This window comes from Pseudomonas sp. MN1F (assembly GCF_009391885.1).
Classification (GTDB): domain Bacteria; phylum Pseudomonadota; class Gammaproteobacteria; order Pseudomonadales; family Pseudomonadaceae; genus Aquipseudomonas.
In genome coordinates this window covers 97,340-120,809 of record NZ_VZII01000007.1, presented here as the reverse complement: position 1 = coordinate 120,809, position 23,470 = coordinate 97,340, and the positions used below count along the sequence as shown (strand labels likewise).

Sequence of the window (23,470 nt, the reverse complement as noted above, 5' to 3'; positions counted from 1 at the left end):
CGGTACAGGTAAATGAGCCCCTGAGCGGGGCTCGATGGCGTTACTCAGCCAATTTGTAAGCGATGATGTAATCGCCCATTTTGGTGCCCAGCGAGCCATGGCCGCCGGCGACGATCAACACGTACTGCTTGCCGTCCTTGCCGGTATAGGTCATCGGCGTGGCCTGGCCACCCGCTGGCAGGCGGGCCTTCCACAGTTCCTTGCCGTTGTTCACGTCATAGGCGCGCAGGTACTGGTCGAGGGTGCCGCTGAGGAAGCCGACGCCACCGGCGGTGACGATCGAACCGCCCATGCTCGGTACGCCCACCGGCATGCCGATCGGCACCGGGGTGCTGTCGCGGGTAGTGCCGTTCTTGCGCTTCCATACCACCTTGTTGGTGAACAGGTCGATGGCTGCCACATAACCCCAGGCGGGTGCCTGGCAGGGGATGCCGATCGGCGACATGAACGGATGCATGGTCACTGCGTAGGGCGCGCCGGTGTTCGGCTGTACACCGCTGGTCTCGCTCTCGCGCTTGCTGCCGGCGGCCACCTGCTCACGCGGCACCATCTTCGACACGAAGGCCATGTAGTTGGGCGAGGTGAACAGCAGCTGGCGCACCGGGTCGACCGACACGCCGCCCCAGTTGAACACGCCGACGTTGCCCGGGTAGATCAGGCTGCCCTGTTCGGACGGCGGGGTGTACTGGCCCTCGTAGCGCAGCTCGCGGAACTGGATGCGGCAGAGCATCTGGTCGAATGGCGTGGCACCCCACATGGCCTGTTCGGTCAGCTCAGGGCCCAGCAGGTTGAGGTCGGAGCGGGCCTGGGTCGGGGCGGTGTGGTCACCCTTGACCGCGCCCTGCGGCACCGGGATCTCGCGAATCGGCACGATCGGTGTGCCGTCGCGGCGGTCGAGCACGTACAGGCTGCCCTGCTTGGTCGGCACAATGATCGCCGGCTTCACCTCGTCCTTGGTCTTCAGGTGCACCAGGGTCGGCTGGCTACCGACGTCCATGTCCCACAGGTCGTGGTGGGTGAACTGGTAGTTCCAGCGGGCCTTGCCGGTGGCCAGGTCGAGGGCGACCACGCCGGCGCTGTACTTCTCGGCGCCTGGGGTGCGGTCGGCGCCCCACTGGTCAGGGGTCTGGTTGCCCAGCGGCAGGTAGACCATGCCTAAGTCTTCGTCGACGCTGGCCAGCGACCACATGTTGGCCGAGTTGCGGCTGTACATCTTGCCCGCGGCGAGCGGTTTGGTGTCGTCCGGGTTGTTGCTGTCCCAGTTCCACACCAGGCGGCCGTCGTGCACGTCGTAGGCGCGGATCACGCCGGACGGTTCGTTGGTCGACTCGTTGTCAGTGACATGGCCACCGATGATCACCAGGCTGCGGGTGATCGCCACGGGCGAGGTGGAGTAGTAGCCGCCTGCGGTGAACGGGCCGATGCCGGTGGTCAGGTCGATCGCGCCCTGGTTGGCGAAGCCTTCGCAGACCTTGCCGTTGTCGGCGTTGATGGCGATCAGGCGGGCGTCGGCGGTCGGCAGGTAGAGGCGGCGTGGGCAGGCCTGGGCCACGGCCTGGCCGGCGTCGGACACCTTCGGTGCCGGGCTGCCGTCACGGCTGACGTAGCTGTTCTCGTCATAGTACGAGACGCCGCGGCAGGTCATGTGGGCGAAGCCCTTGAACGTGCCGACCGGGGTTTTGATCTGTGGGTCATAGCGCCAGATTTCGGCGCCGGTGTCCGGGTCCAGGGCCAGCACCTTGCTGTGGGCGGTGCAGGCATAGAGCATGCCGTTGGCCTTCAGCGGGGTGTTTTCGTTGGTCAGTTCGACCGGGTCGTTGTCGGTCGGCAGGTCGCCGGTGCGGATGCGCCAGGCTTCTTCCAGGCGGTAGGCGTTCTGCGGGGTGATCTGGCGCAGCGGCGAATAGCGGTCGCCGTGCTCGGTGCGGCCATAGGCCTGCCAGTCGCCATCCGGCATGGCCGGTGCGGCGCTGCCCATTTCGCTGTTGTCGCGGCCGAGTTCGCCAAACACTTCACCCGGGTGGGTGAACTGGCTGCCCAAGGCACAGGCGCCCGAAGCCAGCACGGCAACGCTCAGCAGCGCGGTGTTGGCCCTGGATGCAGGGCCGGTCAGCGGGCGACGGGCCCACGGCAGTAGCAACACCACGCCGATGGCGAACCAGATGGCCAGGCGCGGCACCAGTTGCCACCAGTCCAGGCCCACTTCCAGCATCGCCCACACCGTACTGCCCAGCAGCACCACGCCATAAAGGCCCAGGGCGAGGCGGCGCTTGGCCAGCAGCAGGGCGCCCGACAGGGCAAAGCCGATACCGGCAATCAGGTAGTACAGCGAGCCGCCCAGCTGGCTCAACTTGATGCCGCCGGCCAGCAGGGCCAGGCCCATCAGCAACAGCAACACGCCCATCAGGCGTGGCAGCCAGCGGGTTCCTTGGTTGGCACCGTCAGTGCTCATCGTAGGTTCTCCCTTTTTTGAAGGTAGTCAGTGTGAAGGTGGTCAGAACGTGCTTTGAATCTTCAGGCCGCCGATCAGCGCGCTGTCAACCTGCGACACCCCGCCCGGATGGCGGATGTACTGCAGGTTCGGGCGCACCGTGAGCCAGTCGGCCAGGTGAATGCCGTAATAGAGTTCGGCGCTGTACTCGGTGTCTTGCACCGGCAGGTAGCCCGGGTTGTCGTAGTCGTCGAGGCCGGCCACCTGATTGGCCAGGCGGGCATTCTTGCGGTAGGCCGGGTTGGCGTGCACGCGGGCGACGGCGAAGCCGATGTCGTCCTTGGCACGGGCGTCGAAGGGGCCCTTGTAAACCAGTCCAGCCTGAACGTAGTTGTCGATGACATTGGTCTTCTTGTCGTGCACCGTGGCGTTGGCGAAAAGGCTCAGGCCGCGCGACTGGTCGGTGGCCTGCGAGGTGACCTGCTGCTGGGCCCCGAGCCACAAGCCGTGCTTGCTCGAACTGCTGCGGTAGGCGGCGCCGCTGAGGGCAGCCGGCTGGCCGTTGCTGTCCTTGAGAACATCCTGTGCCTTGGCATTACTGTAGTAGTAGCCGGCGCGATATTCCCCTTTCAGTTCTTGGATACGTGGGGTCCATACCAGTTCGATCGGCATCACCGCGCCCTGCGTGCCGCTGCCGCTGAGCTTGAAGCCGTTGCCTGATTCGAGATTGGATGGGTTCTGCTCATACACGCCTAGCTGGGCGTACAGCTCGGGGTTGAGGTTGTAGCGCACGCGCATGGCCCACTGGCTGACCGGCCAGTTGTACCAGATGCCACCGACCCAGTTGCCCACCTGCGAGCCGCAGAAGGCCAGGTTCTGGAAGTCGCAAGGGAAGCTGTTGAAATCCTCACCTTCGCCGAAACGGCCGACTTTCACGTCCAGGGCGCCGTCGAAGTATTGCTGCTTGATCCACATTTGCGTCAGCCGCCAGGTTTCGCCACGGCCCCAGACCTCCTGGGCCGAAGTGAAGCCGCCGACCCGCGGGTCGTTGATACGGTCGTTGCTGATGTTGTCGCCGTGGCGTTCGGTGATAGTCAGCTGGAACTCGGTGTCGTTCCAGCCGAGGATCTTCTCCAGGTCCAGGTGGCTGCCAAAGGTGAACTGGTCGCTGTAGCGTGCCGTGCGGTCGTGGTCGTAGCCGCCGTGCAGGTTGCTGCCCATCTCGCCGGTGTAGCCGAGGGTGAAGTCGTAGCCTTTTTCCAGCAGCTCGGTGCGGCTGCCGCCCCAGTCGCCGAACATCCAGGGGGAGTCCTTGGCGAAGGGTTCGCTGGCGCTGGCCGTGCCTGGCAGGCTGGCGGTAAAGGCGATGAGGGCAAAACTGGTGTAGCGGGTTTTGGGCAGCTGGAACATGAGATAGCGCTATCTTTTGATTGTTGAGCAAATGGCAAGCGCACCGATGAGCGGGCTCTTCGATGGAAAAGGCAATTGGGAATGCTGGATGAAGCGATTCAGCTTGCGGCGGGGAGAATATAGGGGAAGTTGTAAGAAAAAAAGACAAATTGTCGCAGTTGATTGTTGCTGATCCGGTAACAGTCCGCTGAGAAAGGGGCTGCTTGGCAGCCCCCTCGCGGCTTAGAAGCTGGTCCGCAGTCCAACTTCCACGCTGCGCCCCGGTGCTGGCGCGATATCCCGCAGGATCGAACTGGCATAGCGCACGGTCTGGTCGGTCAGGTTCTCGCCGCGCACGAAGGCCAGCCACTGGCTCTGGCCGATGTCGAAGCGGTAGCCGACGCTGGCCCCGAGCGTGGTGTAGCCATCGGTACGGGTCTCGTTCTCAGGCTTGCGATGCTGTGATGCGGCATGTTGCACATCCACCCGTGCCTGCCAGCGGTCCAGTTCCCATACCAGTCCGCTGTTCAGCCGTAGTGGGGCAATACGCGGCAATGGCTCGCCGCTGTCGAGGTTCTTGGCCCGGGTGTAGTCGCCCGACAGTTCCAGCGCGAAGCTGCCATAGCGGTTTTCCAGCAGCTTCCAGCGATCTTGTGCCTCGATGCCGTAGAAGCGTGCACGCACGCCTTGGTAACGGTATTCGGGGAAGCCACCATCGTCATGATCGTGGTCGTGATCATCCTCGTCATGGTCATGGCCTTCACGCAGGTTGCCCGTACCGATCAGGCCGATGTAGTTGCGAAAGTGGCTGTAGAACACCCCGACGCTGCCCTTGTGGGTGCCGTTGTCGAAGCGCAGGGCCAGGTCGGCGGAGATGGCTTTTTCCTTGTTCAGGCTGGCATCACCGACTTCGAAAGCGCCGGTGGCCACGTGGGCGCCGTTGGCGTAAAGCTCGTAGAACGTCGGGGCGCGTTCGGTGTAGCCGAGGTTGGCAGCCAGCGACCAGATCGGGTCGAGCTGGTACACCGCGCCTGAGGACAGGCTGAACGCATTGAAGCTGCTGGCGCTGTCGGCATCGACGAAGTTTTCATTGCCCTTGGCGTCGGGGTCGACCCGGGTATGTTCCAGGCGGGCGCCAAGGCTCAGGTTCAGGCGCTCGGTGGCCTGCCATTGTTCGAGCATGAACAGCGCCAGGCTGTCGGTGTCGGTGTGCGGAACGAAGGCTTCCTCGCCCAGCGCCGAAAACGCGTTGCGACTGACCTGTGCGCCGATCACGCCTTCAAGCGGGCCGAGCGGCTGATGACGGGCTTCGATACGGGCCTCATAGCCCTTGTTCTTGAAGGTGGTGTGTACCTCGCCTTCCTCGATCTCGCTGTGCTCGTAGTCGGTGTAGCCAGCATCGACCTTGACCGAGCTGAACGGGCCGTCCAGGTCGCGCAGTTCCGAGGCAAAGGCGTAGTGGTCCTGCTTCATGTCCAGGCGCACGCCAGCCTCGGCCACCGAGCCGTAGTTGCTGTCGTAACGGCTGTAGGACAGCCCGGCATAGCCATGCTCCCAGTTGTAGGCGCCGCCGATCGCGCCACCGTCCTGGCGGCCGTCGCTGTTTTCCAGGCGGTGGCGGCTGCCTGGCGCGTCGGCGTCACGGACCTTGGCGCTTTGCGCGTAGCCGGGAATGCGCAGGTCATTGAACTGGCGGCTGTTGGCGTCCAGGTGCAGGGCGAAGGTGCCGTCACCGGCTTCCAGCTTGCCGGCACTGCTGCGGGTGGTGTCGGCACCGCCGTAGCGCAGTTCGCCGGCACCGTGGATGCCCTCGATCGGCGAATCGGGGATGCGATTGTCGAACGTGTTGACCACGCCGCCGATGGCATTGCCGCCATAGAGCAGGGCGGCCGGGCCGCGGACGATTTCCACGCGCTCGACCGTGACCGGGTCCAGCGGCACCGCGTGGTCGTAGGACAGCGACGAGGCATCCAGAGCACCCACGCCATTGCGCAGGATGCGAATGCGGTCGCCATCCAGGCCACGAATTACCGGGCGGCTGGCGCCGGGGCCGAACCAGGTGGAGGCTACACCGGGTTGCTTGTTCAGGGTTTCACCGAGGCTGCCGTGCTGCTGTTGCAGCAGGTCGTCACCTTCAAGCACGGTGCTGGGGGCCGCCAGTTGACGGTTGCCCAGCGGGTTGGCGGTGATGACCTGGGGCTCCAGTTCCACGGCTTGGCTGGGTGATGAGGCGAGCCACAGGGCGACAGCGAGGGGGGAGAGGCGAAGCGGGATGTGCAGCATGGGGATGAGGCGTTCCTTGGCAGATGCTTTTTAGTGTTACAATATAACATCACTATTTCAGCACAGAGGTTTTGCGCCTGGCCAGCGCTTTTTCCGCAGGCAACACGGATCCCACCTGCCACTACACTCGTGTAAGGTGCGCATCTTTCCTACGGAGCACTGGCATGAGCACGGCCCAACACAACGCGCTGCACGGCAAGACCCTCGAACAGATCCTCACCGAACTGGTGGCGCACTACCAATGGCAGGGCCTGGCCGAACGCGTTGACGTGCGCTGCTTCAAGAGCAACCCGACGATCAAGTCGAGCCTGACCTTCCTGCGCAAGACCCCCTGGGCGCGGGAGAAGGTCGAGCAGTTGTACGTGAAGCTGCAGCGCCAGGCCTGATATGCCACGGCGCCTCTGGCTGACGTCGATGGCGTTGCTTGGCTGGTTCGGCCTGGCGGTGCAGGTCTACCTGGTGCTGCTGGCACGCTGGCAGGAGCAGGCCAGCCTGATTGGCGGGCTGATCAATGTGTTCGGTTATTTCACCGTGCTGACCAATACCCTGGTGGCGACGGTACTCAGCTACGCAGCCTTTGGCCGGGCGTCAGCGGCGAGGCGCTTTTTTTTGTCGCCCTCGGTGAGTTCTGCGGTGGCGGCCAGCATCGTGCTGGTGGCACTGGCTTATAGCGTGTTGCTGCGGCATCTGTGGCAACCAGAAGGCTGGCAGTGGCTGGCGGATGAGTTGCTGCATGATGTGATGCCAGTGCTGTTCGCCTTGTACTGGTGGTTCGAGGTGCCCAAGGGCAGCCTGCGGCTCCGGCACTTGGCGGGGTGGGCGCTGTACCCGGCGGTGTATTTTGGCTATGCGCTGTGGCGGGGGAGTGAGATAGGGGCGTATGCCTACCCGTTCATCGATGTGGCGAGCCTGGGGTATGGGCAGGTGATGCTCAATGCCCTGGGCGTGTTGGCGGGGTTCTGGGGGATTGGCCTGGTCTTGCTGGGGCTGGATCGGTGGCGGGCAAGGTATGGATTGGCTTGACCTGCGCTGGCCTCTTCGCGGGTATATCGAGGCGTCGAACCGCCGCGAAGAGGCCGGTACAGAAGAGCGCAGATCACTCGTCGTCTGTGGTCCCGTCGGCACGCCAGTAAGCGGCTGCCTTCAGGGCATCCTCTGATACGCCCTTTTCCAGAAGCAATGCCTTGGCCAGGCGGGTCAGCGACTTCTCCAGCGCGACCCAGCTGTACAGCTTGCCTTCGGGCAGGTTCAGCTCCTTCAGCAACGCCAGCAGGTCCTCATCTCGTTTTACCCAGATGACTTCCACCTGCGCCGCACTCGGCAGCGGCTGGCGCTCCTGCTCATCCTCGATCTGGATCACCGCCAGCACGCGGCGGCCCGCTGGCAGCGCCTCCAGGCGCCGGCCAATCGCCGGAATCGCCGTCTCGTCACCCACCAGCAGGTAGCTGTCGAAGATATCCGGCACCACCATCGATGCCCGTGGCCCGGCGATGTTCAGGGTTTGCCCCGGTGCCGCCTGCGCAGCCCAGGTCGAAGCAGGGCCGTCGCCGTGCAGCACGAAGTCGATGTCCAACTCGTTGGCCACCAGGTCGATACGGCGCGGCGTGTACTCGCGCATGGTCGGCCGGGCACCGCCGTCACGGCCCAGGTTGCGGGCGTCGATGGCTTGCTGCTGTTCGGCCGTTTCAGCGAACAGCAACTTGATGTGGTCGTCACTGCCCAGGCTGGTGAAACCCTGCAATTCGTCACCACCCAGGGTGATGCGGCGCATGCGCGGGGTGAGGTCGGTAACCCGCAGTACCTGTAGGCGACGTTGGCGGATTTCGTGGTTGACGCGGTGAATGGTGTCACTCATGGGGATTCTCCCTGACTGGATCGGCCGGCCCGGAGGCAATGGCCTTGGCAGTGTCGTTGAGCAGGTTGCGCACCCGTTCGATTTCTTCCGGCGTCCAGCGGCCACTGTGCATGTGCAGGGCATGGCGCAGGTTGCCGACCGCTTCGTGGATTTCTGGCGGGCGCTCGTGGCCACGCAGGGCGCGCTTGCTGACTTCGATGCGCATGCGCACGCCATCCAGGGCGACGGCCTGATCGGCCAGTGCGTTACGGCCGGCAGCGGTGATGGCGTACAGGCGTTTGCTGCCGTGCACCTGGCCGCTGATCAGTTCGGCTTCTTCGAGGAAATTGAGGGTGGGGTAGATCACGCCGGGGCTCGGCGTGTAGCTGCCGTCGAACAGGTTCTCGATCTGGCGGATCAGGTCATAGCCGTGGCCCGGTTGCTCGGCCAGCATCGACAGCATCAGCAGCTTGAGGTCACCCGGGGCGAAAACCCGCGGGCCACGCTCGCCTCGGGCGGGGCGGCGTTCAAAAGGGTCATGTGCGCCATGGTCACGCATTTAGAGGCTCCCTGTGTTTCGATATATCGAAAGATATTACTCAAGATATATCTAAACACAAGCCGCTAAATGCCGATGATTATCATCTATGTTTTAGATGAATCGTTGCCATGCATGGCAACCTGCGGTGGTTTGCACTCGTTCGGGTTACCCGGCTGCAAGTACGGCATCAGGATCGGCGCCATGCCCTTGAGCACCTGCACCGGCAGCGCCGAGGTGAACTTGAACGCTTCTGCCGAGCGCCCTGGGACGAAGGCGGTCAGGGTGCCGAAGTGGTTTTCACCCAGGAAGAACACGAAGGTGGCGGTACGGTTGAGCGAGCGCGAGCCGATCAGCCGGCCACCAGCGCCGAAGCTTTCGATACGGTTGTCGCCGGTGCCGGTCTTGCCCCCCATCACCAGCGGTGTGCCGTCGTTGAGCTTGAAGCTGCCGGAGATGCGCCGTGCGGTACCGGCATCGACCACCTGCGACATGGCGCCTTTCAGCGCGCGGGCCACTTCCACCGGCAGGATTCGCACACCGCGGTCCGGGTCGCTGACCAGTTTGGTCTCGTAGGGGGTATTGGCGGCGAAGTGCAGGGTGTCGATACGCAGCGTCGGCAGGCGCACGCCGTCGTTCTGGATGATGCCGACCAGTTCCGACAGCGCGGCCGGGCGGTCGCCGGAGCTGCCGATGGCGGTGGCCAGCGAGGGCACCAGGTGATCGAACGGGTAGCCCACGCGTTTCCAGCGCTGATGGATATCGAGGAACGCCTCGATCTCGACCATGGTGCGGATGCGGCTGTCACGCGCACCCTGGTGCCGGCTCTTGAATAGCCAGCTGTAGACTTCCTGGCGCTCGAAATGGCTGGCATTGACCATTTCGGTGAGCGTGGAGCTCGGGTGCTTCAACAGGTAGCCCAGCAGCCACAGGTCCAGCGGGTGGACCTTGGCGATATAGCCCTGGTCGGGCAGGTCGTACTTGCCGGGGCCGTAGGCTTCGTACATTTCCGCCAGCTTGCCGTCGGTGAGTTTGCCCAAGGCGATCTTGTCATCCTTGCTGTGGGCACGGACGAAGGCGTTGAAGGTTTCCTGGCCGGCTTCCGGGAACAGGTAACGGTGCACCGCAGCCAGGCGCTGCGGGGTGGCGCGCATGCTGTCGAGGAAGGTATCCAGGCGTTGCTGCGAGGTCTTGCGCTGGTATTTCTTCCAGAAGCGCATCAGGTAGCTGGTGCCTTCCTTGTCGGCGAAGCGGGCCAGGTATTCCTGGCGACGCGGGTCGGAGTCGTCCTTGAGCAGCGGCACGCGGTTGAACGGCTGCTGGTAGGTGACGTAACGCACCAGGTCGCGCATCAGGCGGATGAACGGCAGGTTGATCGACTCGCGCAGGGCATCCTTGAGGGTCGGGTTGCGGTTGTTGTCTTCCTTGCGGAAGTTGTTGAATACGTGCATGCCGCCGCCGGTAAAGAACGCCTCGCCAGTGTTGGCCGAGTACTTGCGCTCCAGTGCCGCATCGAGCATGGCGTCCAGGCTCTGGTTCTTGCTGTTCTGTGCCAGCCATTCCAGCGACCACTGGGTGATGCGGTCGAGTTCGGCGACGTCGACTTTCTTCAACTCGGCTGCAGGTTTGCCGGCGTACTTGTCGTGCAGTTCGGCGATGATCTCCAGATAAGTCGTGAGCACTCGCAGTTTGGCGGTCGAGCCCAGTTCCAGTTTGCTGCCTTCGTTGATATCGAAAGGCTGGTTGGTGCTGTCGGTCTGCACCCGTACCCGCGAGCCATCGGCGGTGCGCTCGAACAAGGTGAAGCTGTAGCTCACCTGGTCGGTGGTCTTGGCGGTGAGCAGGCGTTCGCCGATCAGGCCGATCTGCGCCGCGAATTCGGGGTCGGCAAGGTTTTTCAGGTACTGGCTGACTTGCAGCTGCAGGTCGGCCTGCAGGGTACTGGTGGCCGACACATCCAAGCGGTCAAGGTCGTACAGCGGCCGGTTGAGCATGGCCGCCAGGCGGTTGCGGGCCAGGCTGATGCCTTTGTTGGTGATGATCGGCACGATGGTCGGCTGGGCGACCCAGTCGCGGTAGACCGCCTTGCTGGCCAGCGCTGCATCGGCCAGCGGTTGCTCGATGATCTTGGCGGCCGCCAGCACGCGGATGTGCGAGTCGGTGAGCTCGGCCAGTTCGACGCGGCCCTTGGACAGGTAATGCGAAGGTCGGCGCTGGGCGATCATCAGCGACAGCACCTGGCGCAGGGCCAGGCCGCGCGCGGCCATGCTGTCCGGGTCGGTGGCGGTGGAGGTCAGCGCCTGGTTGACCTGGTCGAAATCGGCGCCGTACCACACCCGCAGGCCCTCGGCCATGCCATGCACCTCGCCATGCCCGGGCACAGCCGACAGCGGCACGCTGTTGAGGTAGTCACGCACGATCCGGTGGCGCGCTTCGCTGGTATCGGGGCCACCCTGGTAGGCGCGCACGCTGGCCGAGATCATCTGGCGGATCTTTTCGGCACCATTGACGGTCAGGCCATCCGGCGAATGGCGGTACTTCTCCAGCTGGGTGGCGAGGGTGCTGCCACCCGCCGACTGACCGGGCAGGGCCAGGTACTTGGCTACCTGGCTATAGGCAGCCTTGGCAAAGCGCGGCCAGTCCACGGCCGGGTTGTTCTTCACGTCCTTGGTATCGAGCAGGTCGCGGTTTTCGATGAACAGCAGGCTGTTGACCATCACCGGCGGGATGGAGGCGAAATCAGGGTACAGGTGCTGCGGGTAGTTGTACTGGTACAGCATCTCGCCCCGGCAGTCGGTGATCGACAGGCCGGCCTGGATCTTCTCGATATAGGGGGCGAACAGACCATGCTCGACATAACGCATCAGGGCCGGAGAGAACTGCACCTGTTCGCTGATCAGGTAATCGCGTTTCAGCAGGCGTGGCAGGAACTCGCCCAGCCCGCTGTAGCCCAGGCGCTTGTCGAACGGCCCTTCGCCCGGGTAGATGATTGCATCGCTCGGCCCTGGCTGCAGCGAATAGGTAAGGGTGGTGGCCAGCTTGCTGAATTCGCGCGATTGCAGGTTGGAGGTGCGGAACTCGTCGTAGGCAGCGAAACCGATGGCGATCAGTGCGACCAGCAGAATCAGGAAAATCAGCCGCCACCAAAGCCTGCGCTGACGTGGGGGCTGCGGTTGTGGCGTCTTGGCCGGAGGTGCTTCAGATGCTTCCGTTCTGGTTGGTTCCGATTGCCACAGTGCGCCCATAGTCTTCTATCCGGCCAGGTATTTTCGTCTTGCTTGTCTGAAGCTTAGACGTTGGCGGGAACAGGTGAAAAAATTGTAGGAAGCCGAGAAAAGTGGCTTAGGCCATGCGGCTTTGGTGTGGGTTTATTCCTGCGGCGTTGTTGTTAGGGTGGCAGCGGAACCGGGGTTGGTGCAGTCACCTCCGAAAAACTCTCTGAATTTTCCTGTTTATACAGCGAAAACCCCTGTATCGGACTTCCTATACTGCTCGGCCCTTCGCCCTGCCGGCCGCTCTAGACCGGCACACAGGCCGGCCCACGAGGCCAGCCTGGCAAGCCAACGCCACGCCTATCGGCATGGCCGGTGCTGCACGAAGGCCAACTCCAATAACAAAATGAGGTTGTATTGCTATGCCAGTCGGCAACCATCCTGCCCCTGCCGAGCCCTCCGAGGGCGGCCCGCTCAAGCGTGAGCTGGGCGAACGGCACATTCGTCTGATGGCGCTGGGCGCCTGTATCGGCGTCGGTCTTTTCCTTGGTTCGGCCAAAGCCATCGAAATGGCCGGCCCCGCGATCATGCTTTCCTACATCATTGGTGGCCTGGCGATCCTGGTGATCATGCGTGCCCTCGGCGAGATGGCCGTGCACAACCCGGTCGCTGGCTCGTTCAGCCGCTATGCCCAGGACTACCTTGGCCCGCTGGCGGGCTTCCTCACCGGCTGGAACTACTGGTTCCTGTGGCTGGTGACCTGCGTCGCGGAAATCACCGCGGTAGCCATCTACATGGGCATCTGGTTCCCTGACGTGCCGCGCTGGATCTGGGCCTTGATGGCGCTGGGCAGCATGGGCGCAGTCAACCTGATCGCGGTCAAGGCGTTCGGCGAGTTCGAGTTCTGGTTCGCCCTGATCAAGATCGTCACCATCATTGCCATGGTCCTCGGTGGCATTGGTGTGATCGCGTTCGGCTTCGGCAATGACGGCGTCGCCGTGGGCATTTCCAACCTGTGGAGCAACGGCGGTTTCATGCCCAATGGCGTGACCGGCGTGCTGATGTCGCTGCAGATGGTGATGTTCGCCTACCTGGGCGTGGAAATGATCGGCCTTACCGCCGGCGAAGCGCGCAACCCGCAGAAAACCATCCCCCAGGCGATCGGTTCGGTGTTCTGGCGCATCCTGCTGTTCTACGTCGGTGCCCTGTTCGTGATCCTGTCGATCTACCCGTGGGACGGCATCGGCAGCCAAGGCAGCCCGTTCGTCATGACCTTCGAGCGCCTGGGCATCAAGACTGCTGCCGGCATCATCAACTTCGTGGTGATTACCGCCGCGCTGTCATCGTGCAACGGCGGCATCTTCAGCACCGGGCGCATGCTCTACAGCCTGGCGCAGAACGGCCAGGCTCCGGCCGCCTTTGCCCGCACCTCGAAAAGCGGTGTGCCGCGCAATGCGCTGCTGCTGTCGATCGCTGCCTTGCTGCTGGGCGTGCTGGCCAACTACCTGGTGCCGGAAAAGGTGTTCGTCTGGGTGACGTCGATTGCTACCTTCGGCGCGATCTGGACTTGGGTGATGATTCTGCTGGCGCAGATCAAGTTCCGCGCCAGCCTGTCGACCGCCGAGCAGAAGGCGTTGAAATACCGCATGTGGCTGTGGCCGCTGAGCTCCTACCTGGCCCTGGCCTTCCTGGTGCTGGTGGTGGGCCTGATGGCGTACTTCGAGGACACTCGCGTGGCGTTGTACATCGGCCCGGCGTTCCTGGTCGTGCTGACGGTGCTGTACTACACGCTGCGTCTGGCACCGCGCCAGGAGCCCGGCGCGGTCAACGGCCTCGCCTGAACCCAAAAGCCCCGGCCTGGAGCCGGGGCCTTGCTGTCAGCGGCTCGCTGCCGTGCCTGCTGGCGCCAGGCCCTGGGCCAGGATCATCAGGCTGATGCCCAGCAGCGCGGTGTCCTTGATCAGGAAGCTCCCATAGTGGTTCAGCCATGGGAAACCACCGGATTCCGCTTCCCAGATGGGGACGCTGAGCATGGTTGACAGGGTGATGATGAACGTCAGCGAGCACAGCGCCCCCCCGGCGATGGCTATGCGACTGTGCCAGCGGAGGCTGTGGGAATCGGCGGTATGCGTTGTGCGCGGGCACTGCTGTTCGCAATGCCCGGTCATTCGCTTGGCAGCGACTGAGCTATTCAGGCGGCTTGTGGCTCGAAGCTGTCGGCCCGCGCCATCTGCCACATACGCGAATAGAACTGCCCATCGATCTCGCCGGTCAGCAACTCGCCCGGCTTGAGGAACACATGCATCTGCGAGAACAGCTTGATCTCGGTGGCCGAAACCCGCCGTACCAGGTGCTTGGCCTCCAGTTGCGCCGGGTGCTCAAGGCCCGCTGCGGCCAGCATCTCGGCCAGCGCCCGCAGGGTGTTGTGGTGGAAGTTCAGTACCCGCTGGGCCTTGTCCGGCACCACCAAGGCGCGCTGGCGCAGCGGGTCTTGGGTGGCCACGCCGGTCGGGCATTTATTGGTGTGGCAGCTCTGCGACTGGATGCAGCCGATGGCGAACATGAAGCCGCGCGCCGAGTTGGCCCAGTCGGCGCCGATGGCCAGCACGCTGGCAATGTCGAAGGCACTGACGATCTTGCCGCTGGCACCGAGCTTGATCTTGTCGCGCAGGTTCAGGCCGACCAGGGTGTTGTGCACGAACAGCAGGCCTTCGCGCAGCGGCACACCGATGTGGTCGGTGAACTCCACCGGCGCGGCGCCGGTGCCGCCTTCCTTGCCATCGACCACGATGAAGTCGGGCAGGATGCCGGTTTCCAGCATGGCCTTGGCGATGCCCATGAATTCCCACGGGTGGCCGAGGCAGAACTTGAAGCCTACCGGCTTGCCGCCGGACAACTCACGCAGTTGGGCGATGAAGTGCATCATTTCGATCGGGGTGGAGAAGGCGCTGTGGCGCGAGGGGGAAATGCAGTCCTCGCCCATCAGCACACCACGGGTTTCGGCAATTTCCTGGGTCACCTTGTGCTTGGGCAGGATGCCGCCATGGCCGGGCTTGGCGCCCTGGCTCATCTTGATCTCGATCATCCGCACCTGCGGGGTGCGGGCTTGGGCGGCGAAGCGTTCCGGGTCGAAGCGGCCATCAGCGGTGCGGCAACCGAAGTAGCCGCTGCCCAGTTCCCACACCAGGTCGCCACCGTTTTCGCGGTGATAGGGGCTGATGCTGCCTTCGCCGGTGTCGTGGTGGAAGTTGCCCAGCTTGGCACCCTTGTTCAGGGCGCGGATGGCGTTGGCGCTGAGCGAGCCGAAGCTCATGGCCGAGATGTTGAAGATCGACGCCGAATATGGCTGGCTGCATTGCGGCCCGCCGACGATGACCCGGAAGCTTGCCGGGTCGGTCAGTGGCGCCGGGCGCATGGAGTGGCCGATGAATTCGAAGCCCGACTCGTAGACGTCGATCAGGGTGCCGAAGGGTTTGTCCGAGGCTTCGTTCTTGGCCCGGGCGTACACCAGCGAGCGCTGGGCGCGGGAGAAGGGCAGGGCGTCGCTGTCGGCTTCCAGCAGGTACTGGCGGATTTCCGGGCGGATGGCCTCGACCAGGTAGCGGATGTTGCCGAGGATCGGGTAGTTGCGGCGCACCGCGTGGCGTTGCTGCAGCAGGTCGAACACCCCGATCAGGCTGAGTACCCCGGTGGCCAGGGTGAACGGCCACAGCCATTCGTGGTGGAGGAACGGCAGGCTCGCCAGGGTGAACAGTACACAGGCGGTGAAGAAGGCATAGCGGCTGAGAAGTGACAGGCTCATACGGGATCCTTGCGATGGCGCGGTCAGGCTCAGGGCCTGGAGCAAACCCCGACCATAGCCAACTTGCGTGGCAGTGCAAATCAAAATCGGGGTAGCGAAAATCATTCTCGCCCGGCGTTGATGCGGGGTGGCCATGGGTATTGGGTGGCCACCCCTGAGTTCACTGGCGCATGCCCAGTTCGGCGTCATCCATCAGCGCTTTGGCCATGGCACTCAGGTAATGGGAGGCCCAGATCATCATAGGCTTCTCGTCCATCAGGCCGATGATGGTCAGTTCGCGGACATAGCCCATCAGTTCTGAGGCTTGCTCGCGGGCATCGCGGCAAGGAATGCCTGGCTCGATGCGGAACAGGGGATGGGTCTGGTGTTCGCCTTGGAAGAACGTGGTTTTGCCGACAGTGATTTGGGTGTCGTCTGTGGTCATCGATTCCTCTCCTGAAATTTCTCGACTGCCTGTTATGGCCTCTTCGCGGGCGTGCCCGCGAAGAGGCCCGCAAAACCAACCTCAATGCAGGTTGGTACTCCTCTCCAGAGCCAGTGACAGCGCATCCGCCTGGCCCCAGGCAATCTGCATGGCACGCAACCCGTTCACCAGCGACTCCCGGGTGCGGTCATCTTCGATGGCATCGAGGATTCGGTGGCAATGGTTATAGGCAAGCATCAGGTAATGAGTGACGTTCATCACCACGTGATCGATGGGCACGATGCCTTCGCTGACGGCGTTGGTGAGGGTCTTGTCGAAGTGATGGGGTGGATCGGGGACTATTTTCTTCATATGGAACGACTCGTATGGTTACCAATTGGCCGACCTATCCGATTCCACACGGAAGGGTGGCAGTTGTACGCGGTGTGGAATCCAGGCTACGAGTAAACCCGGTAGGCTTTGCGGCCTCCCGCGCACAACTGCCATGACGACAGCAACTCAGTAATTGACCAGGATTCCACCCCCGGACGCTAAACATCAGCGACCAGAAAAGCCTAAAGGGCGGTGTTTCCAGGGACAATCAGACGCGAGTCGACAGGGCTTGTAGGATATTTTCCTCAGCTCGGGATCGCCAGTTCATATGCGTAGGAAATGTCTGAATCCTTCGTCAGAAGCAGTTAGTGCGTGTCACGCAGCAATTTCTGCTTCCAGTCTTCCTGCTCCTGCGCCGAGGCATCCACCAGATAGCTGTAACGCCCAGCCACCCGCACCGCCACCGGCACGCCATCGCGATACAGCAGCCGGTTGCCACCGACCGCAGGCACTTTCGCCCCAGGCAGTAGCGAACCGATCAGGTTCAGCGGGTCGCTGGCACTCACCACCACCAACCCTCCATCCAAGGCTCGCCGGCGTACCTGCCGCAGCAGCCCGACCGCCTCCGGCAAGGCGAACTGCTCACCGGCCAGCCCGGCAATGAAACGCCCGCCACGAATCTCGCCACGCGCTTCCAGCCGGTGATAGCAACGCAGCAGTTCACGCCAGGGCGGCAGTACATCGCTCTCTCGCTCCAGCAACCGCCAGCAGACCACCCCATAGCGCCGCAACAGGGCGCGGGCGATGTGCTCCAGGCGCTGATGCTCGTCGACATTGCCGCTGCCCCGCCGCAACAAGGCCCAACGCCCGGCGTGGGCCATGCTGCTGGACAGCGACGGGTGGCCGCGCCGGCTGTTGCGCGAGGTGCGCTTGGCCGCCGGGGTAATCAGGCTGCGCAGGCCGGTGAAACTGTCGGCGCCTACCAGGCCGGCACCGACCAGCTCTTGCAGCGCCGTTTCCAGCTCGCTAGGCAGCAGGTGGGCATCAACGGTCAACTCGTCAAAGAACAACGCACCATGAGCCTGCAACGCCTCAAGCACGCGTTTTGCCCGGCCGCCAATGGCTTCTGCAGCCGGCTCAGGGGCGAGGCTACGCCACAGCCCCATGTGCTCACGCGGCAGCAACACCAACGGTGTGCTGGACAAGGTATTGCTCGCCAGCGTCGCCGCTAGCCGGCTCCAGGCAAACTGCCCGCTGCGGCAGGCATCGTCCAGCCAGTGCGGGCTGTAGTCCTTGATGCGTGCGGGTAGCAGTTCCGCTTCCCAGGCGCCAGCGGCACAGGGAAAACCCTCCAACTGCCCCAGCACTTCGGCCACTGCCTGGGGACCGCGCAGGCGCTCGTCAGGGGCCAGGTGCTGCCAGTCGAACAGAAAACGCATGAAGTCCTGCAGGCTGACCGGCTCGATCTCTCGGCGCAGGCGTTTCACCGTGTAGCGATGGATACGCGCCAGCAGGTGGCGCTCACACCATTGCACGGCCAATGCGCCTGGGCTGAAGTGACCACGCAGCACATAGCCTTCGGCTTCCAGGCGGGCCAGCGCCTGCTCGACCTCAACAGCAGGCTTGCCCAGTGGTGCGGCAATCTGCGCCATGCTCAACGGGCCGTAGCCGCTCAGGCGGGCGCGTAACAGTTCGCTCAGTGCGCGGTCCGGGTCGATGGCCTGGTCGAAGCCGGGCAGTACCCCCAGTGCGGGCTCCAGGCGCGCTGCCGGATACAGCGTTTGCAGCAGGTTCAGGCGTTCGCGCGCCAACCAGAGCTTTTCATCGGCCAGGCGCAGGGCACGCCCGGCCTTGGCCAGCTGGCGCAGCAGCAAGTCCCAGCTGGGGTTGGCCTGGACTTCAGCATGGCTGATGGCGCCCAGGGTCATCAGCGCCTCGTGCATCTCGTCAGCATTGCCCGGCTGCGGCCAGGCCTCGGCCTGCACGGCGGTGATGGCATCGGCGTCCAGCGCGCCGAGGTCGTCGCCGTCATGCACTTCATTCCAGCGCCGGTTGAGCACCGCTTGGGTGCGTCGCTCCTCCAGCGGGGCGTTGTCGAGGAAGGTGTAGGGCCGTGCATTGAGAATCGCCGAGGCCAGCGGCGAGGGGGCTGGCAGGACGCGGCACAGCAGGCGCACCTGGCCGCTTTCCATGCGCCGCAGCAATGCCAGCCAGCCTTCGCTGTCCATGGCCTCGTGCAGGCAGTCGTCGAGGGTCTGCTCGACCAGCGGGTGATCGGGGATCTGCCGTTCACCGACGATGTTTTCCAGGCAGGCGATCTGGTCGGGGAACACCGCAGCGATCAGGTCTTCGCTCTTCATGCGCTGGATCTGCGGGGCCACCTTGCGCCCGCCGACGAAGCGCGGCAGGGCCATGGCCACGCCCGCATTCCAGCGCCAGCGCACGCCGAACAAGGGCGCGTCGAGCACGGCCTGGATAAGGATCTGTTCGGCGTTGCGGCTGTTGAGGTAGCGCCACACTTCATCGAGTTCGAAACTGTGGCTGGTCGACAGCGACAGCACGATGGCGTCCTCGCTGGCCGCGGCCTGCAGCTCGAAATTGAAGGTGCGACAGAAGCGCTTGCGCAGGGCCAGGCCCCAGGCGCGGTTGATGCGGCTGCCATAGGGCGAGTGGATAATGAGCTGGGTGCCGCCAGACTCGTCGAAAAAGCGCTCCATCACCAGGGTCTGTTGCGAGGGCAGGGCACCCAGCACTTCACGGGTGCGGCCTAGGTAGTCGAGCAATTGGCTGGCGCTGGTTTCGCTCAATTCAAAGGTGCTCTGCAGCCACTGCAGCACCGCTGCAAGATCGCCTTCGTTCAGCCCAAGCTGTTGGTCGATGCGCGACTGCAAGCGAGCGACCGCAGCGGACAGTTCATCGCTGCGCCCTGGTGCTTCGCCAAGCCAGAACGGAATGGTGGGTGGCAGGCCCTGAGCGTCCTCGACCCGAACCCGGCCAGGCTCGACCCGCAGGATGCGGTAGGACGCGTTACCCAGCTGAAAGATGTCGCCAGCGATGCTCTCCACGGCGAAGTCTTCGTTGACGCTGCCGATGTTCAGCGCCTGCGGTTCGAGCAGCACCGCATAGTCGGCATTCTCGGGAATGGTGCCGCCGCTGGTCAGCGCCGTCAGTTGGCTGCCTCGTCGGCCGCGCAAGGTGGCGCTGACCGCATCGCGATGCAGATAGGCGCTACGGATGCCCTGGCGGCCGTTGTAGCCTTCGGCGAGCATGCGCAGCAGCGCCTGGTAATGCGCTGGGTCGAGCTCCGCGTACGGCGTAGCCTGGCGCAGGCAGTCGAACAACGCCTGTTCCTGCCAGGCCTGGTTGCTGACTTCGGCGACGATCTGCTGGGCCAGCACGTCCAGCGGCGCCTTGGGTATATGCAGTTCGTCGAGCTCGCCCAGGCGGATACAGTCGAGCAAGGCTACGCATTCGATCAGGTCGTCTCGCGAGGTTGCGAACAGCCGCCCTTTGGGAATGCCGTCGACCTGGTGCCCGGAGCGCCCGACACGCTGCAGGAAGGCGGCGATCGAGCCGGGCGACTCGATCTGGCAGACCAGGTCGACATCGCCGATGTCGATACCCAGCTCCAGCGAGGCGGTGGCCACCAGCACCTGCAACTGGCCGTTCTTCAGGCGCTGTTCGGCGTCCAGGCGCAGTTCCTTGGCCAGGCTGCCATGGTGCGCGGCCACCGCTTCCTTGCCCAGGCGGTCGCTGAGGTGACGAGTGATGCGCTCGGCCAGGCGCCGGGTGTTGACGAATACCAGCGTGGTGCGGTGTTCGCGGGCGAGGGCCGCCAGGCGGTCGTAGACCAGGCCCCAGACGTCCGTGGCCATGACCGCGCCGAGCGGCACCGGCGGCACTTCGATGGCGAGGTCGCGCTGGCGCGCATGGCCGACGTCGACGATCGCGCAAGGGCGTTGCTGGCCGACCAGGAATTGCGCCACGCGCTCCACCGGCCGTTGGGTGGCCGACAGGCCGATGCGCCGCAGCGGGCGCCCGCACAAGGCCTGCAAGCGTTCCAGGCTCAGCGCCAGGTGGGCGCCGCGCTTGTTGCCGGCCAGGGCGTGAATCTCGTCGACGATGACCGTGTGCACGCTGGCCAGGCCTTCGCGGCCGGATGCCGAGCCCAGCAGCACGTACAGCGATTCGGGGGTGGTCACCAGAATATTCGGCGCCAGTTTGCGCATTGCCGTGCGCTCCTTTTGCGGCGTATCGCCGGTGCGCACGGCGGTGGTGATGCGCGGGGCTTTCAGGCCCAGCCCCTGGAGTGCCTGGCTGATGCCTTCGAGCGGGGCCTGCAGGTTCAGGCGGATGTCGTTGGACAGCGCCTTGAGTGGCGACACATAGACGACCTGGGTTTGCGCAGGCAGCTCGCCGCCATGCTCCAGTCCCTCGCGGAACAGTCCGTCGAGCACGGCCAGGAAAGCGCTCAAGGTCTTGCCCGAACCGGTCGGCGCGGCGAGCAGCATTGATTGGCCGTCATGGATCAGCGGCCAGGCACGGGCCTGGGCATCGGTGACCGTGGCGAAGTGGCGGCGGAACCAGGTGCCGACGGCCGGGTGGAACAGCTCGAGCACCGGGTGCTGGTGGGCTGGCAGGTTCATACGTTGGTTATGGCGGGTCGGCGTGCGCTTGGCAAGGGGCCGTTCGTCGTGGATCTTCTGTAGACTGTCGCCTTTTCAGCGAGCCCACCCATGCCCAACATCATCCGCATCGCCGCCGCCCTGTTGATCGACCCGCAAGGCCGCACACTGCTGGTGCGCAAGCGTGGCACCCAGGCGTTCATGCAACCTGGTGGCAAGATCGATGCCGGGGAGTCGCCGGTTCAGGCACTGACGCGCGAACTGTTCGAAGAGCTGGGCCTGCGCATCGACCCCGCCCAGGCAGTGCACCTGGGCCAGTTCAGCGCGCCGGCCGCCAACGAGCCAGGCTTCGAGGTGCAGGCCGAACTGTTTCGCGTCGACTGCGCCGAGGCCGTGGCCCCGGCGGCGGAGATTGAGGAAGTGGTGTGGTTGGCCGCCGACCAGGCACCGGTACTGGAGCTGGCACCGCTGACCCGCGACCTGATCCTGCCGCTGTACCGCCAGGCCGTCAGCGTACCGCGCTGACACCGTCGAGGGTGGCGAACGAGGTGTCCTTGGCGGTCAGCAGGAAGTCGCGCATGTAGGGCGCATCGAGCATGTCGGTGCGCACCGCCGCATACAGCGTGGCAAACAGGCCTTTCTCGCCCAGGCGCTTGCCCTTCACATAGCCGCGCGAGCTGTACTCGTGCAGCGCCCAGTGCGGCATGCCGCACACGCCACGGCCGCTGGCCACCAGCTGCATCATCATCACCGTCAGCTCGGACGTGCGCACGGCAGCCGGCTCGATGTCGGCTGGCTCCAGGAAGCGGGTGAAGATATCCAGGCGGTCGCGCTCCACCGGGTAGGTGATCAGGGTCTGGTCGAGCAGGTCCTGGGGCACGATGTACGGTTTGCTGGCCAGCGGGTGCTGGTTGGCCACGGCGAGCATGGCTTCGTAGGTGAACAACGGCACGTAGGTGATGCCGGCCAGGTCCAGCGGGTCGGAGGTCACCACCAGGTCGAGGTCGCCCCGGGCCAGCGCCGGCAAGGGGGCGAATGCAAAGCCCGAGGCCAGGTCCAGCTCCACTTCCGGCCAGGCATCGCGGAACTGGTCGATGGTTGGCATCAGCCACTGGAAGCAGCTGTGGCATTCGATGGCCATGTGCAGGCGCCCGGCAGTACCACCGGCCAGGCGGGCGATGTCACGCTCGGCGCCGCGCAGCAGCGGCAGGGTGGCATCGGCCAGTTGCAGCAGGCGCAGGCCGGCGCTGGTGAAGCGGATCGGCTTGCTCTTGCGCACGAACAGTGGCAGGCCCAGGCGCTCTTCAAGCTCCTTGAACTGATGGGACAGCGCCGACTGGGTCAGGTGCAGGCGTTCGGCGGCCTCCACCAGGCTGTCGGCCTCGCGCAGGGCATGAAGGGTTTTCAGGTGGCGGATCTCCAGCACAGCTGACTCCGAGCAAATTTTAAAGGAAAACGGGCAATGAGTTGAGTTTCGCTCATGTTGCCCCAGGCTGTCGACTGGGCGATTGGCCGCACCGCTCGGCAGGGTTCATCAAACTGTCACTGAACTGTGGCAGCGCGCCCGAATTAAATTCATCAGACTCGCGCTCTACTGGGGATCTGCATTCTGGTGTTTCTTTCATGCGGGCTTTTCTGCTGTTTTTCTTTCTGCTGTTCAGCGCTTCGGCAAGCTTCGCCGACACGCGTTGCGACGCCCATGTGCCGGTACAACGTGCCGAAATCGGTGAGCTGAGCCTGGTTTACCAGAGCGTCGGCGCGCCTCGTGATCCGGCCTTGCTGCTGGTCATGGGCCTGGGCGGGCAACTCATCCATTGGCCTGACGATGTGGTCGAGGCGCTGTGCCGCCAGGGCTTCCGGGTAATTCGTTATGACAATCGCGATGTCGGCCTGTCGCGCTGGAACCAGCTGCCGCCTTCGGCCAACCTCACGGTCGAGCTGTTGCGCTACAAGCTGGGCCTGCCGGTATCGGCGCCCTATACCCTGACCGACATGGCCAATGACGGCCTGCGCTTGATGGATGTACTGGGTATCCGCCAGTTCCATGTGCTGGGGGTCAGCATGGGCGGGATGATCGCCCAGCACCTGGCAGCCATGGCGCCGGAGCGGGTGCGTAGCCTGACCCTGGTGATGTCCAGTTCGGGAGCGGCCGGGCTGCCGGCGCCGGCCCCGGCGTTGGTGCAGTTGCTGGCGCGGCGCAGTGCACCGAATCGTGAGGTGGCCATCGAGCAGCAGGCCGACCTGCTGGCGGCGTTGGGCAGCCCTGAAGTGCATGACGACCGGGCCGCATTGTTGCAGCAGGCGGCGGTGGCGTATGACCGGGCGTTCAACCCGGAGGGTGCCAAGCGCCAGATCATGGCGATCCTGGCCGAGCCGAGCCGGGTGCAGTTACTGAATGCGTTGCGCGTGCCGACGCTGGTGGTGCATGGCACGGCCGACCCATTGTTGCCGGTGATGCATGGGGTGCATTTGGCGGCGCATATCCAGGGGAGCCAGCTGCGGCTGATTCCGGGGTTGGCGCATCGCTTCCAGGAGAAATTCAAGGCGCCGCTGCTGGCGGCGGTACTGCCTTACCTGCAGTCGCATCGGCAGGATGTCAGCCATATCGCCGGCCTTTGAT

17 protein-coding genes are annotated in these 23,470 nt (G+C 64.3%); 5 read left to right on the top strand and 12 right to left on the bottom strand.

Features of this window, described 5'->3' with window-relative positions; all coding sequences use genetic code 11:
- Positions 1-40: 40 nt before the first annotated feature.
- The 3 genes from F6X59_RS03430 to F6X59_RS03420 form a co-directional block, all read right to left on the bottom strand.
- On the bottom strand, positions 41-2,452 hold the full coding sequence (locus F6X59_RS03430) for a glucose/quinate/shikimate family membrane-bound PQQ-dependent dehydrogenase (protein ID WP_152954560.1): 2,412 nt from the start codon (positions 2,450-2,452) through the stop codon (positions 41-43).
- A gap of 42 nt (positions 2,453-2,494) precedes the next feature.
- Positions 2,495-3,841 (bottom strand): carbohydrate porin, encoded by a 1,347-nt coding sequence (locus F6X59_RS03425; RefSeq protein ID WP_152954558.1) that lies wholly within the window; start codon positions 3,839-3,841, stop codon positions 2,495-2,497.
- A gap of 222 nt (positions 3,842-4,063) precedes the next feature.
- Positions 4,064-6,103: a TonB-dependent receptor gene (locus tag F6X59_RS03420; RefSeq protein WP_152954556.1), complete on the bottom strand. Its 2,040-nt coding sequence runs from the start codon at positions 6,101-6,103 to the stop codon at positions 4,064-4,066.
- Between the two features lie 164 nt (positions 6,104-6,267).
- Here F6X59_RS03420 and F6X59_RS03415 point away from each other — a divergent pair, with 164 nt between their 5' ends.
- Together F6X59_RS03415 and F6X59_RS03410 are read left to right on the top strand one after the other, a co-directional pair.
- Positions 6,268-6,489: a VF530 family DNA-binding protein gene (locus F6X59_RS03415; protein ID WP_008093990.1), complete on the top strand. Its 222-nt coding sequence runs from the start codon at positions 6,268-6,270 to the stop codon at positions 6,487-6,489.
- A 1-nt stretch (position 6,490) separates the two neighbouring features.
- On the top strand, positions 6,491-7,126 hold the full coding sequence (locus tag F6X59_RS03410) for a Pr6Pr family membrane protein (protein WP_152954554.1): 636 nt from the start codon (positions 6,491-6,493) through the stop codon (positions 7,124-7,126).
- Between the two features lie 73 nt (positions 7,127-7,199).
- Here the strand turns inward: F6X59_RS03410 and F6X59_RS03405 are convergent, their stop codons facing one another.
- The 3 genes from F6X59_RS03405 to F6X59_RS03395 form a co-directional block, all read right to left on the bottom strand.
- Entirely contained in the window at positions 7,200-7,958 is a 759-nt protein-coding gene (locus F6X59_RS03405; RefSeq protein WP_152954552.1) for a siderophore-interacting protein, read from the bottom strand.
- Complete coding sequence (locus F6X59_RS03400; RefSeq protein WP_152954550.1) at positions 7,951-8,496, bottom strand: PadR family transcriptional regulator; 546 nt, start codon at positions 8,494-8,496, stop codon at positions 7,951-7,953. The genes F6X59_RS03405 and F6X59_RS03400 overlap by 8 nt, the downstream gene beginning before the upstream one ends.
- An 86-nt stretch (positions 8,497-8,582) precedes the next feature.
- Positions 8,583-11,720, bottom strand: a complete 3,138-nt coding sequence (locus F6X59_RS03395; RefSeq protein ID WP_152954548.1) for a transglycosylase domain-containing protein — start codon at positions 11,718-11,720, stop codon at positions 8,583-8,585.
- A 389-nt stretch (positions 11,721-12,109) separates the two neighbouring features.
- Here F6X59_RS03395 and F6X59_RS03390 point away from each other — a divergent pair, with 389 nt between their 5' ends.
- The gene (locus F6X59_RS03390) at positions 12,110-13,528 is read left to right on the top strand and encodes an amino acid permease (RefSeq protein WP_152954546.1); all 1,419 of its coding nucleotides are present in this window, start codon (positions 12,110-12,112) and stop codon (positions 13,526-13,528) included.
- Between the two features lie 36 nt (positions 13,529-13,564).
- Here F6X59_RS03390 and F6X59_RS03385 read toward each other — a convergent pair whose 3' ends face one another.
- From F6X59_RS03385 to F6X59_RS03365, 5 genes are all read right to left on the bottom strand, one after another.
- The gene (locus F6X59_RS03385; protein ID WP_152954545.1) at positions 13,565-13,855 is read right to left on the bottom strand and encodes a DUF417 family protein; all 291 of its coding nucleotides are present in this window, start codon (positions 13,853-13,855) and stop codon (positions 13,565-13,567) included.
- A gap of 23 nt (positions 13,856-13,878) precedes the next feature.
- Entirely contained in the window at positions 13,879-15,489 is a 1,611-nt protein-coding gene (locus tag F6X59_RS03380) for an FMN-binding glutamate synthase family protein (protein WP_152954543.1), read from the bottom strand.
- 160 nt (positions 15,490-15,649) lie between these two features.
- Positions 15,650-15,913 (bottom strand): DUF3077 domain-containing protein, encoded by a 264-nt coding sequence (locus F6X59_RS03375; protein WP_152954540.1) that lies wholly within the window; start codon positions 15,911-15,913, stop codon positions 15,650-15,652.
- Between the two features lie 81 nt (positions 15,914-15,994).
- Positions 15,995-16,264, bottom strand: a complete 270-nt coding sequence (locus F6X59_RS03370; protein WP_152954538.1) for a hypothetical protein — start codon at positions 16,262-16,264, stop codon at positions 15,995-15,997.
- Between the two features lie 326 nt (positions 16,265-16,590).
- The gene (locus F6X59_RS03365; RefSeq protein WP_152954536.1) at positions 16,591-20,871 is read right to left on the bottom strand and encodes a DEAD/DEAH box helicase; all 4,281 of its coding nucleotides are present in this window, start codon (positions 20,869-20,871) and stop codon (positions 16,591-16,593) included.
- Between the two features lie 90 nt (positions 20,872-20,961).
- On the opposite strand from F6X59_RS03365, the gene F6X59_RS03360 reads away from it, so the two are divergent.
- Entirely contained in the window at positions 20,962-21,375 is a 414-nt protein-coding gene (locus F6X59_RS03360; RefSeq protein ID WP_152954534.1) for an NUDIX domain-containing protein, read from the top strand.
- Here the strand turns inward: F6X59_RS03360 and metR are convergent.
- Positions 21,359-22,276: a transcriptional regulator MetR gene (gene metR, locus F6X59_RS03355; protein WP_264311850.1), complete on the bottom strand. Its 918-nt coding sequence runs from the start codon at positions 22,274-22,276 to the stop codon at positions 21,359-21,361. The two genes, F6X59_RS03360 and metR, sit on opposite strands and share 17 nt — an antisense overlap.
- Positions 22,277-22,473: 197 nt before the next feature.
- On the opposite strand from metR, the gene F6X59_RS03350 reads away from it, so the two are divergent.
- The gene (locus tag F6X59_RS03350; protein WP_152954532.1) at positions 22,474-23,469 is read left to right on the top strand and encodes an alpha/beta fold hydrolase; all 996 of its coding nucleotides are present in this window, start codon (positions 22,474-22,476) and stop codon (positions 23,467-23,469) included.
- The last annotated feature ends 1 nt before the right edge of the window (position 23,470 follow it).

Excerpts from the sequence above, each read along its gene's own strand:
- F6X59_RS03430 (WP_152954560.1), bottom strand. The coding sequence starts at position 2,452 with ATGAGCACTGACGGTGCCAACCAAGGAACCCGCTGGCTGCCACGCCTG.
- F6X59_RS03425 (WP_152954558.1), bottom strand. The coding sequence starts at position 3,841 with ATGTTCCAGCTGCCCAAAACCCGCTACACCAGTTTTGCCCTCATCGCC.
- F6X59_RS03420 (WP_152954556.1), bottom strand. The coding sequence starts at position 6,103 with ATGCTGCACATCCCGCTTCGCCTCTCCCCCCTCGCTGTCGCCCTGTGG.
- F6X59_RS03415 (WP_008093990.1), top strand. The coding sequence starts at position 6,268 with ATGAGCACGGCCCAACACAACGCGCTGCACGGCAAGACCCTCGAACAG.
- F6X59_RS03410 (WP_152954554.1), top strand. The coding sequence starts at position 6,491 with ATGCCACGGCGCCTCTGGCTGACGTCGATGGCGTTGCTTGGCTGGTTC.
- F6X59_RS03405 (WP_152954552.1), bottom strand. The coding sequence starts at position 7,958 with ATGAGTGACACCATTCACCGCGTCAACCACGAAATCCGCCAACGTCGC.
- F6X59_RS03400 (WP_152954550.1), bottom strand. The coding sequence starts at position 8,496 with ATGCGTGACCATGGCGCACATGACCCTTTTGAACGCCGCCCCGCCCGA.
- F6X59_RS03395 (WP_152954548.1), bottom strand. The coding sequence starts at position 11,720 with ATGGGCGCACTGTGGCAATCGGAACCAACCAGAACGGAAGCATCTGAA.
- F6X59_RS03390 (WP_152954546.1), top strand. The coding sequence starts at position 12,110 with ATGCCAGTCGGCAACCATCCTGCCCCTGCCGAGCCCTCCGAGGGCGGC.
- F6X59_RS03385 (WP_152954545.1), bottom strand. The coding sequence starts at position 13,855 with ATGACCGGGCATTGCGAACAGCAGTGCCCGCGCACAACGCATACCGCC.
- F6X59_RS03380 (WP_152954543.1), bottom strand. The coding sequence starts at position 15,489 with ATGAGCCTGTCACTTCTCAGCCGCTATGCCTTCTTCACCGCCTGTGTA.
- F6X59_RS03375 (WP_152954540.1), bottom strand. The coding sequence starts at position 15,913 with ATGACCACAGACGACACCCAAATCACTGTCGGCAAAACCACGTTCTTC.
- F6X59_RS03370 (WP_152954538.1), bottom strand. The coding sequence starts at position 16,264 with ATGAAGAAAATAGTCCCCGATCCACCCCATCACTTCGACAAGACCCTC.
- F6X59_RS03365 (WP_152954536.1), bottom strand. The coding sequence starts at position 20,871 with ATGAACCTGCCAGCCCACCAGCACCCGGTGCTCGAGCTGTTCCACCCG.
- F6X59_RS03360 (WP_152954534.1), top strand. The coding sequence starts at position 20,962 with ATGCCCAACATCATCCGCATCGCCGCCGCCCTGTTGATCGACCCGCAA.
- F6X59_RS03350 (WP_152954532.1), top strand. The coding sequence starts at position 22,474 with ATGCGGGCTTTTCTGCTGTTTTTCTTTCTGCTGTTCAGCGCTTCGGCA.